This is a genomic window from Rhodococcus sp. 2H158, from assembly GCF_053764755.1.
Window position 1 is genome coordinate 20,846 of sequence record NZ_JBSNCE010000005.1, and the last position, 16,206, is coordinate 37,051.

Annotated in this window: 16 protein-coding genes; 1 reads left to right on the top strand and 15 read right to left on the bottom strand. The window is 69.1% G+C overall.

The window, feature by feature from the left end; genetic code table 11:
- Positions 1 to 44: 44 nt before the first annotated feature.
- The 6 genes from ACWPOB_RS05980 to ACWPOB_RS06005 all read right to left on the bottom strand — a co-directional run bounded on the left by ACWPOB_RS05980 (position 45) and on the right by ACWPOB_RS06005 (position 6,961).
- On the bottom strand, positions 45 to 1,778 hold the full coding sequence (locus ACWPOB_RS05980; RefSeq protein WP_100056281.1) for a CocE/NonD family hydrolase: 1,734 nt from the start codon (positions 1,776 to 1,778) through the stop codon (positions 45 to 47).
- Positions 1,779 to 1,801: 23 nt separating this feature from the next.
- Positions 1,802 to 2,743, bottom strand: a complete 942-nt coding sequence (locus ACWPOB_RS05985; RefSeq protein ID WP_455400217.1) for an MBL fold metallo-hydrolase — start codon at positions 2,741 to 2,743, stop codon at positions 1,802 to 1,804.
- Between the two features lies 1 nt (position 2,744).
- A complete protein-coding gene (locus ACWPOB_RS05990) occupies positions 2,745 to 3,686 on the bottom strand; it encodes an alpha/beta hydrolase (protein ID WP_455400218.1) in 942 nt (313 codons plus the stop codon).
- 4 nt (positions 3,687 to 3,690) lie between these two features.
- The gene (locus tag ACWPOB_RS05995) at positions 3,691 to 4,818 is read right to left on the bottom strand and encodes an FAD-dependent monooxygenase (protein WP_455400219.1); all 1,128 of its coding nucleotides are present in this window, start codon (positions 4,816 to 4,818) and stop codon (positions 3,691 to 3,693) included.
- A 71-nt stretch (positions 4,819 to 4,889) separates the two neighbouring features.
- Positions 4,890 to 5,843 (bottom strand): phosphotriesterase family protein, encoded by a 954-nt coding sequence (locus ACWPOB_RS06000; RefSeq protein ID WP_100056284.1) that lies wholly within the window; start codon positions 5,841 to 5,843, stop codon positions 4,890 to 4,892.
- A 47-nt stretch (positions 5,844 to 5,890) separates the two neighbouring features.
- On the bottom strand, positions 5,891 to 6,961 hold the full coding sequence (locus ACWPOB_RS06005) for a phosphotriesterase family protein (protein ID WP_455400220.1): 1,071 nt from the start codon (positions 6,959 to 6,961) through the stop codon (positions 5,891 to 5,893).
- A 148-nt stretch (positions 6,962 to 7,109) separates the two neighbouring features.
- On the opposite strand from ACWPOB_RS06005, the gene ACWPOB_RS06010 reads away from it, so the two are divergent.
- Positions 7,110 to 7,697 carry a TetR/AcrR family transcriptional regulator gene (locus tag ACWPOB_RS06010; protein WP_455400221.1) on the top strand — a complete coding sequence of 196 codons (588 nt, stop codon included), beginning with the start codon at positions 7,110 to 7,112 and terminating at the stop codon, positions 7,695 to 7,697.
- 37 nt (positions 7,698 to 7,734) lie between these two features.
- On the opposite strand, the gene ACWPOB_RS06015 is transcribed toward ACWPOB_RS06010, so the two are convergent.
- From ACWPOB_RS06015 to ACWPOB_RS06055, 9 genes are all read right to left on the bottom strand, one after another.
- The gene (locus ACWPOB_RS06015; RefSeq protein WP_455400222.1) at positions 7,735 to 8,694 is read right to left on the bottom strand and encodes a LysR family transcriptional regulator; all 960 of its coding nucleotides are present in this window, start codon (positions 8,692 to 8,694) and stop codon (positions 7,735 to 7,737) included.
- A gap of 58 nt (positions 8,695 to 8,752) precedes the next feature.
- Positions 8,753 to 9,898: an NAD(P)/FAD-dependent oxidoreductase gene (locus tag ACWPOB_RS06020; protein ID WP_455400223.1), complete on the bottom strand. Its 1,146-nt coding sequence runs from the start codon at positions 9,896 to 9,898 to the stop codon at positions 8,753 to 8,755.
- 28 nt (positions 9,899 to 9,926) lie between these two features.
- Positions 9,927 to 10,121: a ferredoxin gene (locus ACWPOB_RS06025; RefSeq protein WP_455400224.1), complete on the bottom strand. Its 195-nt coding sequence runs from the start codon at positions 10,119 to 10,121 to the stop codon at positions 9,927 to 9,929.
- Positions 10,118 to 11,296: a cytochrome P450 gene (locus ACWPOB_RS06030; RefSeq protein WP_100056287.1), complete on the bottom strand. Its 1,179-nt coding sequence runs from the start codon at positions 11,294 to 11,296 to the stop codon at positions 10,118 to 10,120. The genes ACWPOB_RS06025 and ACWPOB_RS06030 overlap by 4 nt, the downstream gene beginning before the upstream one ends.
- A gap of 162 nt (positions 11,297 to 11,458) precedes the next feature.
- On the bottom strand, positions 11,459 to 12,205 hold the full coding sequence (locus ACWPOB_RS06035; protein WP_455400225.1) for an alpha/beta fold hydrolase: 747 nt from the start codon (positions 12,203 to 12,205) through the stop codon (positions 11,459 to 11,461).
- Between the two features lie 82 nt (positions 12,206 to 12,287).
- The gene (locus tag ACWPOB_RS06040; protein WP_455400226.1) at positions 12,288 to 13,109 is read right to left on the bottom strand and encodes an alpha/beta fold hydrolase; all 822 of its coding nucleotides are present in this window, start codon (positions 13,107 to 13,109) and stop codon (positions 12,288 to 12,290) included.
- 90 nt (positions 13,110 to 13,199) lie between these two features.
- The gene (locus tag ACWPOB_RS06045) at positions 13,200 to 14,753 is read right to left on the bottom strand and encodes an HD domain-containing phosphohydrolase (RefSeq protein WP_455400227.1); all 1,554 of its coding nucleotides are present in this window, start codon (positions 14,751 to 14,753) and stop codon (positions 13,200 to 13,202) included.
- 158 nt (positions 14,754 to 14,911) lie between these two features.
- Complete coding sequence (locus ACWPOB_RS06050; protein ID WP_100056291.1) at positions 14,912 to 15,751, bottom strand: alpha/beta fold hydrolase; 840 nt, start codon at positions 15,749 to 15,751, stop codon at positions 14,912 to 14,914.
- Complete coding sequence (locus ACWPOB_RS06055) at positions 15,748 to 16,179, bottom strand: helix-turn-helix domain-containing protein (protein ID WP_100056292.1); 432 nt, start codon at positions 16,177 to 16,179, stop codon at positions 15,748 to 15,750. Before ACWPOB_RS06055 ends, ACWPOB_RS06050 begins: the two co-directional genes overlap by 4 nt.
- Between the last annotated feature and the right edge of the window lie 27 nt (positions 16,180 to 16,206).

Genomic DNA, 16,206 nt, shown 5'->3' on the forward strand with positions numbered 1-16,206 from the left:
TAACGCACCGTGGCGGAAGGACGTGGCGTCCGAAACCGCTGCCGCTACTCCTTCTCCCCCGCCGTGCGCGTCGTGAACGGCAGCACGAGCCGGGACCGGTGGGCGGCGTCCCGGTAGATCTTGTGGGTGACCGGGCGGCCCACCGGCAGGTGGAACGCATCCGGCGGGAGCAGCGCGTTGTGCTCGTCGGCCAGCGGCTCCCCGTTGGACAGCTCCACGGTCAGCTTGTGACCCGGCTGGAAGGTGTTCGCGAACGGGTAGAGGCGCAGCACGTACTCCTCGATCTTCCCGGGCTCGACCGGCACAGCGCGGGTGTGCGGGTGGTACGGGTTGCCCTCGGTGGTGCGCTCGTCCAGCTCGCGGTGCGAGGCCTTCAGGTAGCCGGTGGTGATCAGCTGGCGCTTGCCGCCCGGGGCGTAGTCCCACAGGCGCAGGATGAAGTTCGAGTCCGGCTGGTCGATTTCCGCGAAGATGTGCGCGGCACCGGTGCCGATCATTTCCGTGGGCTCCTCGAACACCGGGGTCTCCCACTTCAGGATCTCGACCTTGTCGGTGACGGTCAGCGGGGCCTGATAGAAGCCGTCCGGGGCGGCGTACTGCGCACCCATCGGCTCCGGCTCGGTGGACAGCTTGCCGCGCGGACGCAGGTACAGGGACTTGTACTCGATGGCCTTCGGCGGCCACTGGCTGCCGGTCACCCGCTCACGCGAGCCCTCCACGAAGACGTTCACGGCGGGCTCGTCCATGATCCCGTTGTCGATGCCCTTGATCCAGTAGTCGTACCAGCGGAACATCTTGTCGTGCTCCTCGATGAAGGGGCGCGACTGCATGGGCGGGTACGGGCCGATGTCCAGCTTCTTCGGACCCTTCAGCGCGTCGAAGAGTTCGATCGTGCCGTCCATCGTCCAGCCGCGGCCCTGGTCGATCTGCAGATAGACCGGGATGTCGATGTTCGGGGCCAGCGTGATGGGGTTGCGCTCCTCGTACCACTCGCCGTCCAGCTCGTTCATCACGATGTCGAACCAGGCCTCGTGGTGCTTCGGGTAGTTCAGCACGTGGACCAGGTTCGGCCAGGCGGCCACATCCGGATCCTCGAGGCGCGTGGCGACGCGCTCCCTGATCTCCTCCGGGGAGTACGTCTCGAGCATGCGGGACTTGACGTTGTCGGTGAAGGCCCAGCCGGAGTCGCCGCCGCGGCCCTCGCGGGCGGCACGCGGCATGAACCACATGATGCCGCCGTGGTAGGTGGTCTCGTAGAAGTCGTAGTGGCCGCCGCTGACGAAGATCGCCTTCAGATGCGGCGGACGCTCCGCGGCGGCGAGCACCTGCATCGACCCGAAATAGGAGATGCCGATCATGCCGACGTTGCCGTCGCACCACGGCTGCTCGGCGACCCACTCGATGAAGTCGTAGGCGTCCTGCCCCAGCGGCACGCCACCGGCGTTGTAGTTGCCGATGTGTTCGCCCTCGGAGGCGCCGGAGCCGCGCAGGTCGCCGATCACGTGGACGTAGCCCTCCGCGACGACGCGGGCGATGTCCCCGGCTTCGATGCAGCCGTCCCACATCGGGCTGGGGCGACGCTGCGGCGGCGTCGTGAGGGCGAGTGCCTGCAGCTCCTTGCCGTAGGGGCTCAGCGCGACCAGTGCCGGTCGAGGCTTGTCGTCGACACCCTGGTAGGCGTCTGCCGCCAGCTCGATCCCATCCCGCATCGGGACCCGGAGATCCTTGTGGATGTGGATGGTCTGCCCACCCGCGTCGAATTCTTCGAAATCGGCCATGAGTCTGCGACTCCTATCCTCTGTCAAGACTTCTGGGTGAACTGTGTGCGGTAGCCGTGCAGCGACGTGAAGAACGGGGACGGTTCGAGCGTCGGGTCCCCCTCGTAGCCGAGTTCCTCCGCCACCGGTGCGAACGGCGAGTACGCCGAGTCCGTCTCCTGCAGACCGCCGCACAGGCACCGATGGGCCGCGCCGCGGACGCCGCCCTCGATGTCCACACTCTCGCGGAGTGCCTCGGCAGCCTGGTCCCGATCGAGTTCGACGCCGTACGCGACACCGTCCGCCCGACGGTACGGATGCCCCAGGTACAGGTGGTTCGGGCGGATCTCGTCCCGCAGGTACTGCAGGCTCGACCGGTACGCGTCCGGATCCTCGTAGCCGGGGAAGCCGTTGGCCGCTCCGTGGACCTGCACGGCGTCGCCGACGAACACGGAGTTCTGCCCCTCGACGACGTACGCGACCGATCCGGCGGTGTGCCCGGGGATGGAATGCACCGAGACGGTGACGACGCCGCCGAGGGACAGCTTTTCGCCGCCCCGCACCAGCATCGTCGGCTCCATCTCCCCGGAGATGACGGCTTCCGCGGTGGCGGCCTGCTTCGCAGCGCCCTCGGGGTCGTGCAGGTACTGCCCACGTGCCGACAGGTACTCGTCGACGTGGGCCTGCCGCGAGCGCAACAGGTGCGCGTCGGCCTCGTGGATCACGACCCGGGCCCGTCTGCCGGTGAGTTCCCACAGGGCGTGTGCCCCACCGATGTGGTCGATGTGGCCGTGGGTCAACAGGATCCAGCGCACGTCCTCGATCCTGTGCCCGAGGGCCTCGAGCGCAGGAGCCATGCCCTCGGCGGGCGACGAGGCGATCCCGGTGTCGACGATCGCCGGCTCCGGGGCGTCGATGAAGAAGCTGTAGAGACCGAATCGACCCCACGGCGAGACGAGCGGATGAATCTTCACGTCCTGCACCACGTCACTCCCCCCGGCCGGGTCGGGCCTGCCGAAGGAACTCCGCCGTCTCCGCGAACGCCCGGTGGAACTCCGGGATCCACGAGAAGTTCTGGACGAAACCGTGATTGGCGCCGACATAGCGGCTGACCGTCGCGTCGACCCCGGCCTCGCCGAGCCGCGTGCCGTAGAGCTCGCCCTCGTCACGCATGGGGTCGAACTCGGCGGTGATGATCAGCGCCGGGGGCAGCCCGGTGAGATCCTCGCGCTTGATCGGGGAGACGAGCGGGTCGGCCGGGTCGGCACCGCTGTCGACGTAGAAGGAGTTGAAGCCCTTCAGTCCGGCCGTCTCCACGCCGTACCCTTCGGCGTTCTCCCGCAGGGAGGCGTAGCGGTCGACGGCGAAGTCCAGGTCCAGCGACGGGTAGTACAGGACCTGGTGCGTGATGCGGTCGAATCCCTCGTCGTGGGCCATCGCGGCGACGGCGGCGACGAAGGTGCCGCCCGAACTGTCACCGGCCAGCGCAAGGGTCTCACCGTTCCACTTCAGGGCCTCGCCGTTCTCCGCGGCCCACCGGACCACCCCGAGGCAGTCCTGGAGGCCGGCCGGGAACGCCGCCTCGGGTGCCCGGCGGTAGCCGACGGAGACGACCTTCAGCCCAGTCTCATTGGCCAGGTTCCGCGCGACGTGGTCGTGCGTGTCGAGGCTTCCGAGGAAGAACGCGCCGCCGTGGAAGTACACCAGCAGTCCGTACGAGTCGGCGTCGACCGGGGTGTAGATCCGGACCGGCACGTCCCCCGACGGGGTCTGCGCGGTCGTGTCCTCGACGGCATGGAGGGGCAGGCGCTCCTCGACGGGAGCAACCTGCGACTCCTCCGCTGCACGCATGGCTGCGGGGTCGAGCGGGCCCTCGGGCGGGGCCGGCAGGTTCGCCAGGACCTGTGCGATCTGGGGATGCAGTGCCATGACGTCAGACCTGAGGCTGGGAGACGGGCGCCTGGGACGACGGCTTCTGCCCGGGGAAGACGTCGTTGACCTCGTCCTCGGTCCATCCCTGACGCGAGATGCGCTGCAGCTCGTCCGTCACCGGCTTGCGGGTTGCCTGGTACGACGCGAGCGCCTCCTTGACGGAGTCGGCCTCCCGCAGGGCGTCGGCGAGACCGCCGGCGTCCAGGATTGCCGAGTTCGCGCCCTGGCCCTGGTGGTGCAGCATCGAGTGGGCTGCGTCGCCCACGAGGACGACCGAGTCCGAATGCCACGTGTCGACCGGGTCGATGTCGTAGACCGCGCGGATGTTCACGGTGTCCATGTCGAGGTCGCGCGTGATGTTCACGATCCGTTCGTCGAAGCCTTCGACGGTCCTCAGGAGATCGTCCTTGGTGATCTGCGGCGCCCAGGTGCTGTCCGGGCACAGGGCAGTGATGTCGAAGGACACCTGACCCCGGTGGCGCAGCGGCAGCAGGTAGACCTTCGTTCCCTTGCCGATGTACATCCGGAGGTTGTCGTCGGTGACCATCCCGTGGGCGTCGTCGACGGAGATCACTGCGCGGTAGGCGTGCTCACCGGAGAACCGTGGGTCCTTGTCGCTGAACAGCTGCCGGCGCACCACCGACTTGATGCCGTCGGCGCCGACGACCAGGTCGGCCTCGACGGTCGTGCCGTTCGTGAAGGTGAGGACGGAACGGTCGCCTCGGTCCTCGACGGTCTGCAGCTTGTGACCGAGGTGCACCATGCCGTCGGGGAGCACGCCCAGGAGAGCGTCGATGAAGTCACCGCGGTGGATCAGGTAGGTCTTCGTCTGGTCGGCGGAGGCCGGCCAGGTGTCCTTCATGATCGGATCACCGGTGGCGGTGAGGATCTCGAAGTAGTCACTCGGCGAGCTGACGTTCGCGATCGCGTCGAAGATCCCCCACTCGCGGAAGCGGTCCATGCTGGACGGACGCAGACCGATGCCGGCGCCGACCTCCCGGACCTCGGTGGCCTGCTCGTACACGTTGACATCGGCGCCGAGCAGGCTCAGTGCCTTGGCCGCCGCCGCGCCGGCGTATCCCGCGCCGACGATGGCGACGCGGAGGTTCTTCAGGTCTGAAGGCTGCATGGGTCTCTTCTCTCTGGGTCGGGCGTACGGGAGCGCCCTGGGAGTGGATGCGCTGGGTTGTCCTGGGGCGATCAGGACTGGATCGTGAGGAAGTCGGCCGGGTTCTCGACGAACAGCTTGGTGATCGTGGCCTCGTCCAGACCGGCCTCCCGCAGGTCCGGAATGAGGTCCTCGAAGAGGTAGTTCACGGTGTGGCCCTTGACACCCGGCCACCCGAGCGGGCTGCAGTTGGCATCGACGCCGGCGAGTGCCTGGTCGAGGTGGCCCTCCCCGAGGAACCGGAGGAAGTGGTCCAGGCGTTCCTTGCGCGGCCGGGCCCAGAACGGCGGGTCCTCGAGTTCGGTCTCGTATCCGAAGGTGTCGAAGCCGACGCGGCCACCCTGTTCGGCGATCCAGGTGTCGCGCGTCTTCTCGGCGTTCACGCCGTCGTCGGCGTGCCCGAACAGCACGCGGTCCAGCGGGAGGCCCTCTTCGTTGAAGATGGTGATGGCGTTCTCGGCGTCGATCGCCAGGTGGGTCAGGATCGGCACGCCGGTGGTCAGCGCGGCGCGAGCGGCAGCACGGTAGATGCGCTTGTCCAGCTCCGTCATCCGGCCACCGCGGCTCACCCCGACCTTGATGACGCCGGCGCGGCTGCCGGTGTCGCCGATGCCGACGGTGATCTCGTGCACGAACTGCCGGGTCAGGTAGTCCACGCTCGCCCGTTCGAAGAACGGCAGGGCGGTGTCGCCGCCGACGAATCCGGTGCAGGCGATGATGTTCACGCCGGTCTTGGCGGACAGCGACTTGTAGTAGTCGATGTCACGGCCGTTGCAGATGCCGGTGACGTCGACGAAGGTCCCGCCCCCGTACTCGTGGAACTTGCGCAGCTTCGGGACGGTCTCCTCGTACCGCTCCTCGGGGGTCTTCCACCATCGGGTGTCCAGTTCGGAGCCGGGCATGCCGTACCCGATGTGTTCGTGGATGGCGACGATGCCCAGTTCCTCGGTCGCGATCGGACCCAGAACGGTGTTCACTCTCGACACAACAACTCCCCTTCGGGAAAATCTCTTCGACGGTTTCGGGTGGGGCGTCAGCGCACGGCCAGCAGGTCGCGCGGATTGCCGGTGAGGATGCGCTGGATGTCCTCGTCGCCGAGTCCCTGCGCGGTGAGCAGGGGCACGAACGTCGAGAGCACGTAGCTGAACGGCAGGTCGCGGCCGGGCCGGCCCGTGTCTCCGCCGGGTTCGCCCGTGTCTCCGCCGGGTTCGCCCGTGTCTCCGCCGGGTTCGCCCGTGTCTCCGCCGGGTTCGCCCTTCGACACGCCGGTCGCGTTGCACGAGAGCAGGATTCGGTTTCCGTACCCGGCCTCGATCAATTCGCGGATCACGGCGGCGCGCTCCTCGTCGGCGACGTGGACGTCGTCGGCCGTGCCCACGTGGTCGAGGGCGACGAAGGCCCCGCGGCGGGCGATCTCGAGCGGTGCGCCGGCGGCGATCGCGTCCTTGCGGTCGAGACCGCCGACGACGACGCGGTCCGCCGGCAGCTTCTCGTCCAGGATGATCCCGAGGTCGTGGACGGCGTCGTTCCCGTAGCGGATCGAGGCCGCGACGCCCGTGGCCAGGGCGGTGCGGGCCGCGCCGCGGAACAGGCTCTCCTCGGTGGCGGTCATGCCGTCGGGATTCGCGGCGGTGGTCACCAGGCCTGCGGCGCCGCGGCGCTCGACGCGGGGAACCACCATGCCCTCGGTGATCTCCCTGGTGAACAGGTCGGCGAACTTCTCCGCGGGCCACGGGGTGGGCGGGTTGGTCTGCGGCGTGAGGAAGTAGCCGCCGAGCAGGTTCTCCGGGCCCATGCCCGTGGACGCGACGATGTGCACGCCGGTCGTGCGGGAGAGTGCCTCGTACAGCTTCACGTCGCGACCGTGGAACATGCCGGTGCTGTCGACGATCGTCCGTCCGCCGTGTTCGCGGAAGTCGGTCAGCTTCGCGGCCAGGGTCTCGAAGATCTCGGCGCGGTCCATGGTGATGTCGAATGCGTGCTCCGCGCCCGGAACCACCGACAACAGCGCCTCGTGAACCGAGACAACCCCCAACTCGTCGGCGGGAACGGGGCCGAGGACGGTGTGGACGGTGTTGCCCTCGGCAGTGTGGGCGCCAGTCATCGGCACTTCCTTTCGTCAGCGTCGCGTCAGCACGACGTGGTGCGTATCACAGTAGATGTTCGCATTACATCATGTCAAGTGAAGATTCATCGCGACACGTGACTGTGCTGACAGGTCAGTGGCTGTACTGCGGCTAGAATCCGAGCCCATGTCGCTCCGTGCCGCACAGAAGCAGATGACCTACGAGCTCTTCCTCACGAAGGCACTCGAGCTGTTCGGAACCAAGGGCTACGCCGCGACCACGATCGACGACATCGCCACCGCCGCCGGCTCGACCCGGACGACCTTCTACCTGCACTTCTCGTCCAAGGCGGAGGTGATGAGCGCGCTGCTGACGAAGGTCGACGCGATCCTCACGACGGCCGACGACCCCACGCTGACCGCAGTGGTCGCCTCCGGCTCGCGCGACCGGATCCAGGAGTGGCTGGACCGCAAGTTCTCGCAATGGGACGAGATCAAGCCCTACCTCACCGCGTCCTACCAGGCCGCCCATGAGCCGGACGTCGCGGCCAGGACCGAGCAGTGGTTCGAGGACGCGGTCGGTCAGATGACCGAGGGGCTGGACCGCGCTAACCGATTCCCGCCGGACCGTCGCCGGATCCGCTGCGTGCTCGCGTTCGGCCAGCTCGAGTACCTCTCGCGCCGCTACTTCTCGGTCGGCTGGCGGACCCCCCGCGAGGTCTGCCTCGACGAACTCACCGGTTCCTGGTGCCACCTGCTCGCATCGGACGACTGAGGCTCAGCATCGGCACGAGGAAGTCCGTCCCTGACGATCACCCTTCACGGGCCGCCGAGGACGTCGGTGCCGCCGGCTCGAAGGCGGACGCGTCGACCAGGATCTCCCGCAACCAGCCGATGAACTCCTGATCTGCCAGGCGCGGGTTCCACACCATGTCGACACCCAACGGCGAGACCGGCAGCGGGAACTCCTCGATGCGGAGGTTCACCCGTTCCCGCATCGCGACAGCGACCCGGAAGGTGTGCACCGCCACCCCACCGGCCGTTGCCACCAGATGCGGGATGAGCAGGTGGTCCGAGATCAATTGCCCGATCCGGTAATGGACGTCGTGCGCGTCCATCGCGGCGTACGGTGCCACCCGGTGCCGGGAGTCGTAGGTGACGTGGGGCAGCGAGGTGAGCAGGTCCAGCGCAGACGCCTCGGGATCGCTGTCCGGGTGGGCGATCACCACCCAGCGGTTCTCGTAGAGCCGGTGGCGCGGGTACGGCGAGGAGAACGCCTCGGACACGAGTACGACGTCCACCCCGTCGTCGGTGAAATCGCTCGGATGCGGCTCGACGAAGTTGCGCATCCGGAGGGTCGCATTCGGTGCCCGCTCGGCGATCAGTCGCGCCAGATTCGGCCCGACCACGAACGCGGTGCTGGTGGTCATCGCCACCGTGATGGTGCGGCTGTCGCGAGCAGGGTCGAAGCCCGGGAAGTCCACCACGCGCGCGGTCTGCCGCAGCACGTCACGCAGCGGAGCGATCAGTTCCAGGGCGCGCGGGGTGAGCACCAGGCCGCTCCCCTGCCGCGTCACCAGATCGTCACCGATCAGCCGGCGCATGCGGCCCAGGGCATGGCTCATCGCGGGCTGGGTCATGCCCACCCGGGCCGCGGCGCGGGTGACCGACCCCTCCTCGAGCAGTGCCAGCAGCGGCACCAGCAGATTGAGGTTGACCGAGGCGAGCCGTCCCAGGTCCGGATCGCTCGGGTGGTCGAGCGGTTGGTTCATCCACACGAACTCTACGTATCCGTTGGCCGAAACTACGGCGACAGTCGAAACTTGTGCGTCACGCGTCGGCCGAGGCCATGCGGCGCAGCTTCGGGATCGGGATCCGGTGATTGACGGCTACCGCGACGCCGCGCCCGTCGTCGTGCGTCCAGCGCATCACCGACGGTCCGTGCGGGCTGTCACCGACGAGGAACTCGGGTTCGCCGGCCGCCGGCAGGTGGCCGGTCGCCTTGAGGTTCAACCCGAACTGCTCGGTCCAGAAGTACGGATCGAGGTCCAGTTCGGGCGCGGCGTCGCCGGCCAGGAGCGCGACGGCCGCGACCTTGGCCTGCTCGATCGCGCTGCTCCACAGCGGAATCCGGCGCACACCCCCACGCGTCGGGATCGCCGCGACGTCACCGGCCGCGACGATGCCGGGCGCGACGATGCCGGGCGCGACTCGCCCGCGCGAGTCCGCCTCGAGGCGGCCGTCGACCATCAGGCCGCTGGTGGCCAGCCACTCCGTGTTGGGAATGTCGCCGATCGCGGTGACGATCAGGTCGGCCTCGACCCGCGAGCCGTCGCTCAGGACCACGGCACGCGCGCCGTCGATTCCGGCGGCGGTACCGTCGACCAGTTTCAGCCCCTGGGCGACCGCAGCCGCGGTGAACGCTTCGGACAGGCACGGCCCCAGATGCGGGAGCATCGGCCTACCGTCGGCCACAAGCGTGACCTCGCACCCCGCCGACAGCGCCGCGGACGCGATCTCCATCCCCAGTGGGCCGGCGCCGACGACCACGACAGACGGCCGCGCCGCCAGCCGTTCCCGCAACGCGAGGGCATCGTCGAGGGTGCGCAAGGTCAGCTCCGGACTGTCGGGACCACCGAGGCGCCGGGCCCGGGAACCCGTTGCTATCACCAGTCCGTCGAAGCTCAGCTCCGATCCGTCGGCGAGACGCACGCGGCGGGACTCGACGTCGAGGCCGACCGCTGCGACCCCGAGCACCTCGGTGGCCCCGTGCGTGGGCGGCGCCAGTTCGTGGGAACCACCGTCGACCAGGAGCGCCTTCGAGAGCGCGGGCCGCGAATAGGCCGCCCGCGGTTCCTCCCCCACGATGGTCAGGTCGCCGTCGAAACCCGCGGCGCGGAGGCTGTCACAGGCCGTCTGGCCGGCAATCCCATTGCCGACGACCACGATTCGTCGGGGAGCTTCGGTGCTGTTCATGTGGGTTCCGTTCCTGCGGCTGTCGGTGTCAGGCCAGTTTGAGGGCGGCCACGGGGCAGACCCGGACGGCGGCACCAGCGGCGGCGAGTTCGGTGCTGCCCTCGGGGAGCTCGCCGACGTCGATGATCAGTTCGCCCTCGTCGTCGAGGTGCATCAGTGCGGGAGCGGCCTCTTCGCACAGTCCGTGGCCTTCACAACGGGGCCTGTCGAGCACGATCTTCATGCGGGAACCACCTTCAGGATCTCGAGTTCGTCGATGGAACGGGTGATGTTGCTGGGCACGCGAACCGGCTCGGCGGCCACGAGCCGCTGCGCGTGATTCGCCAGTGCCGCGATGACGGCGTGAGCTTCGAGCCGGGCCAGGCCCTGACCGGCGCAGCCGTGCGGACCGTAGCCGAAGGACAGATGGTCGACCGGGTTCCGTTCGACCAGGAAGTCGTCCGGATTCTCGTAGTGCCTCGGGTCGCGGTTGCCCGCACCGAAGAGGATCGCCACCTGGGATCCGGCCGGCACCAGGGTGCCGTCGATCTCCACGTCCTCGGTGACCGAGCGGCCCCAGGCATGGATCGGAGCCCAGAAGCGGAGTGCCTCGTTGAAGGCTGCCGGCACCAGGGCGGGATTCCGGCGGACCAGGTCGAACTGGTCGGGGAAGGCCGAGAAGAGCGCGACGATGTTGCCGAGCGCGGTGATCGTGGTGTCCACCCCCGCACCGAGGTACTGGTGGATGATGTGGCCGGCGGTGTCGGGGGGAATGACGCCCCGGGCCTCGGCATCGAAGATCCCGCGACCCACCGACCCCGGTGCCAGATCCTCGGCCCGGACCCCGGCGCACCATTCGTAGAGTTCACCCGCGATCGGGAAGTTCTCGGCCGTCCGCTGGTTCATCGGGCCGATGACCTCGATCGCGGCCTGTCCCCAGCGCAGCATGTTGTCGCGCGCCGCGCCGGTGAAGCCGATCAGGTCGGCGACGACCTCGAGCGGAAAGGCGCGGGCCAGCGCATCGATGGCCTCGAACGATCCCTCGGCCACCAGGTCCGCGACCAGCGCATCGGCCTTGGCCTCGATCTGGCCCTTGAGTCCCCGCAGCGCCCGCGGGGTGAGGTTCTCGGTGAGGGCCGCGCGCAGTTCGGTGTGGATCGGCGGGTCGGAGGCCAGTGACGTGCCCTGGAGCGCCTCGTTGACCATCGGATTGAAGCCGATCGTCCGGGACGAGAAGGTGCCGGGGTCGGCCAGGGCGTCGCGGATGACGTCGTACCGGGTGAGGGCATAGACGTCGTTGGCGGGCAGATGCACCACCGCGCCGAGATCGCGGAGTTCGGCGTACGTCGGATAGGGGTCGGTCAGGACCTCGTCGGCGAAGAGGTCGATATCGGAACTCGCGGGAGTGCTGCTGGTCATGCACCCATTGAAGTGACTCCACTCACATAAATCCAACTCATATTGTGCATACGAGTACATGCACTCAATTGATGTGACGTCCGGCGGTGTTCGGCAGCAGCGGGCCAGGTCCGCCTCGATACCGTCGACCGGCAGGAGAGGGCGTTGAGGCGGGGACGGCCTCTACGATCGGATGAACCGGCCGACGACGGTGGCGACCGTGGCGGGATCGGTCTTGTGGGCCATGTGGGCATGCCCGTCGAGCATCTGGATCCGGGCGTCGGGAATTGCACCCGCTGCGCGGTGAGTTGCCTCGTTCAGCCGAGAAGGGCTTTCGGTGCCCGCCAGCAGGAGCGTCGGGGCCGCGATCCCGTCGAACCGGCCGGGCCGATACACCCAGTCCTCCTCGGCTCTGCACTCCCTGGGCACGGTGGGCGCAGCGGCGAGGAGGGCCGGCCATTGCGGACCCGATCGCATTGTGTCGCATTCCTCTTCGGTCAACTCCAGGATCTCGACGAGGAGTGCACGGAGCGCTGTTTCCATGTCGCCGGCAGCCACCGCCTCCTCGATCGCGTCGATCAATCCCGCGGGATAGGCAATCCCCAGGCTCGGCTCGTAGAGCACGAGGTGATCGACGTTGCGCGCGAGGGCAGCTCCACCCATCGCGCAGTTGGCCCCATAGGAGTGACCCCACACCGCGACAGTCCCGCCGGTGCGGGCCACGACGGCGTCCACGACCGCAACCACGTCCTCGAAATCACGCTCGATGGCGTATCCCGGTGTGTCGCCGCTCGCACCGAAGCCTCGGCGGTCCATCGCGAACGTGGTGACGCCGGCGCGCAGCTCGTCCACCAAGGGGCCGAACGTGGTGTGGTCGCGGAGGGACCCGTGCACCATGACGAGCGGCGGCCCGTCGCCGTCGACCCACACGGCCAGCGGTGTCCCATCGGTGGATCGAACGTCGAATCGGGTTGCACTGACTTCGGCAGCCCTCCCGTGACTCATGACCGTCTCACCTGCCGCCCTGTGCGGCGGCCGTGCGCCGGTCGAGCTCGGTGGCGAACGACGACGCGGCGTCGGCGAATTCGTCGGGCCGCTCGGCGTAGGTGACGTGGCCGCTGCCCTCCAGCTCGACGAAGCGAGCGTCGGGGAGCGCCGCGGCCAGTTGCCGGGCGATCGACCGCAGCGACGGGTGGCTTTCGCTTCCGGCGACGACGAGCGTGGGCACTGTCACGGCGGCCAGGTCCCCGGCCGTGACCTCGAGCGACGGGGACCGCAGGTCGGTGAAGCCGATGTCGGCGTTGGCCCGATAGCGGTTCCTTCGCTCGTCGTCGATCATCGACCACAGCCCCGGGCAGACGACGGAGAAGAACGCGTCGACCCCGGCGGCCGGTCCACCGACGGCGGTGGCCTGCTCGACGCGGGGCACCACGTCGCGGAGGACGACCCGGCCGGCAGCCGGATCGAGGCTGAACAGCGGCGGCTCGCTGAACACCGCGCCGCGGAGCAGGTGGCCGTAGCGCAACGCGACCTCGACGGCGACGGCGGCGCCGCCGCTCGATCCCACCAGCAGGCAGGGGGCAAGTTCCAGGGCTTCGATCAGCGCGGCGGCGTCGTCCGCGTGCAGGGAGTCGCTGATCGTGGCGTCGCCGCGGGAACTTCGGCTGTGGCCCCGGCGGTCGTAGCGCACGCACGTGTAGCGGTCCGACAACCGCCGTGCCTGGTCTGCCCAGACCTCGGCGTCGCCGCACATACCGTGCACGAACAGGATCGCCCGCCCTGACCCGGTGCGCTCGAAATAGATTCTGGCGTCGTTGATGTCGATCGTCGGCATGGCTGCCTCCCTCGTCGTCGGTCCCTGTCAGCGAGTGTGAGCCGGTCGCCGCCGGCGCACATCGGGCGTTCGCCCCATTTCCGACGCCGGTCAGGGTGAGAGGAGGCCGTGCTCCATCGCGAACAGCGTCGCGCCCGCACGCGTGGTGACCCCGGCCTTGGTGTAGATGTGCTCGATGTGGTGCCCCACCGTCTTGGGCGAGATGACGAGGGCGCTCGCCACTTCCTTGTTGGTGCGGCCGCGGGCGATGAGCGCCAGCACGTCGACCTCGCGCTCGGTGAGACCCGCGGGACGGGAGACCCGCGGCGGGCGGCTCACCTGACCGGCAGCATCGAGCACCGCGTCGACCTCGACCCGGGTGAAGCGGCCCGCGTCGACCTCGTCGAGCAGCTGCGACGCCGCCTCGGCCGGGGTCAGCGCCGGCCGGTGCGGCCGGTTCTCGGTCATCGCGTGGTAGGCATCGGCGGCGCCCAGCAGCCGGGCACCAAGGCCGAGCTGGTCTCCCGAGGCCCCGCGGTGGTAACCGGAGCCGTCGGCTCGCTCGTGGTGGCGTGCCGCCAGGTCGGCGAGGGGGGCCAGCAGCGCGCAGCGGTGCAGGACCCGCTCGCTGAGGTAGGGGTGCAGCCGAACCCGTTCCCACTGCTCGGCGCTGAGCGGACCCCGGCGATCCCAGATCCCGTTGGGGATACCGACACGTCCGACGTCGTGGACCAGCCCGGCTCGACCCAGCGTCGTCGCGTCGGCAGCGGCAAGGCCGGCAGCTTCGGCGGCGGCAACGGCCAGCCGCGAGACACCGGTCGAGTGGCCTCGAAGGTACGGCGACTTCAGATCGGCGAAATCGGCCACCGCGGTCAGAGCCACGTCGAGGTTGCCCGACTCGATCGTCAGGGCCGGTGCCGGCTCGGCATCGAGGACCGCCGCGCACGGGTCGTCACCGATTCCGGCGAGCCAGTGTTCCCCGTCGGCGACCACGGCGTCGACCACGGCCGGGTCGTACGCGCGGCCCCTGCGGTGCGACAGCACGTCGGTGGCTGTCGCCCAGCCCGCCCGGCGCGCCCACAGCTCGGCGTCTCGGGCGACCGTCACGATCCGCACCGCCACCGGCACCTCGTCGGCCGCCAGGCCGGCCGGGTAGCCCTTGCCGTCCCAGCGCTCGTACGCATGCGCGAGCGACCGACGGACGGATTCGGCCATCCCGAGGCGGGTGGCCAGGCGGGCGCCCGCCTCACAATGTTGCGACAGGCTGCGCCGATTCATGTCCGGGTCGCTCAGTGCCCGCACAATCCGCCCCACGCGGCGGTGCAACGGGAGATCGTTCGCCAGATGGCGCACGAAGTAGCGCATACCCTCACCGGGCTCGGCCATCAGCATCGGCGCCATCGCCGCGTCGAATCCGATGTCGTCGCCGCCGGCCAGTACCGCGGTCTCCGACGCATCCGACGTGCATCCCAGAAACCGAAGCAGCGCAACGTAATACACGCAGGACCGCGCCGGCGCAGCCAACCCGAGTGCCTCCGACACGGCCAGTGACAGCCCGCACGTGCGCAACCCGTGCTCCATCGGTTGCCCCGTGCCCAGATCCGTCGCCAACGACAACGCAATCGTCAACTCCGCCACGCGTCCGGACCGGGCATGGTCGCTCACAACCACCACTATCCCAGCCGGAACTCCCCGGTAGTCGCGATTCGACCGTCGATCCTGCGGCGGTCCGCGGGCCGGCCCGTCTCGTGAGGCAGGTTCGGGGACATGACGATTCTTCCTGGCCGATTCGCCCCGACCGAGGGAGGTTGCTGCGCGACGGGTCAGTCGCGCAGGAATTCGAGGACGGATTCCGTCCGGCCGAGGATCGCGTGCCCGGCCTCGGGTAGCACCTCGACGCTCGCGTGCGGGACGCACCGATGCACGCGATCGGCGGTGCCCTCGGAGTCGAACAGGACGTCACGGCCACCGACGATCACGAGCGCGGGCATGGTCAGCCGCCGCAGCGCGTCGTCCGAGAACACGGGCAACCGCTCCGTACGCGGCTTGAAATGGGCGAACGTCAGCACCACCTCGTCGAGGACGGGACGCGTCTCGGGAGTGTCCAGGCCGGTGACGGCGGCCGCCGAACGGAGTGCCCCCCGGCGCCCGAAAAGACGCAGGAACATCGCCTTGACCAGCCAGCCCATTCGCTGCCGGCCCAGGCCACCGGGGCACAGCAGGACCAGCCGCGTCACCCGTTCCGGGCGACGGGTGGCGTAGTCCACCGCCATCCAGCCGCCGAGGGACACGCCGACGATCGCCGCGCTCGTGATCCCCAGACCTTCGAGCACGTCATCGAGCCACAGCGCGTACGCGTCGGAGGCCAGGGGCGGCCGGGACGGCGCGCTCTCCCCCGGTTCACCGACGAGGTCGACGGCGAAGGTTCGGAAATGCCGCGCCCAGGAGGTGATGTCGTCGCGCCACATCGTCGCGTTCGCGCCCGAGCCGTGCAGCAGCAGCAGGGGCGGCGCGTCGTCCGGACCGGAGACGACCACGAAGGTCTCCCCCTGGCGGGTGGGTACCCGCACATGCTCGGCCGGAATCGGCCAGTCCCGCAGGGCATCACGATAGCGCCGCCGGACCTCGCGGGCGCCGGCCTCGGACGTGTAGATCGTGCTCATGACTCGAGCACCCCGTCGATGTAGTCGAACAGCCGGGCGGTGTCGGCCAGCCCGCCGAGGATGACGATCTTCATCCTCGCCCTCCTCTCGTCGTACACCGTCTCGATCCGCAGTGGCTCGTCGCCCGAACGGCGGTTGCCCGCCGCGCTCGTCACGAGAGTGGTCAGGCGGTGGGCCGTCTCGGCGCCGACCGCGTCGATCTCCACGATGCTCGACACGTCGGTGTGCCGCCGGCGTCCGTCCGTCTCGCGTGACGACGGCGGCATCGGACGGCCGGTGAAGGCCTCGAGGTCCTGCTGCGCGATGCGGTACTGCTTGCCGATGCGGACCGCGGGGAGCCGCCCGGAGCGCACGTAGCTGCGGATGGTGCGCACGTGCAGACCCAGGCTTTCGGCCACCTCGTCCACCGAATAGAGACGTTCACTCACATAACTACCCTAAACTTCCCTCACTAT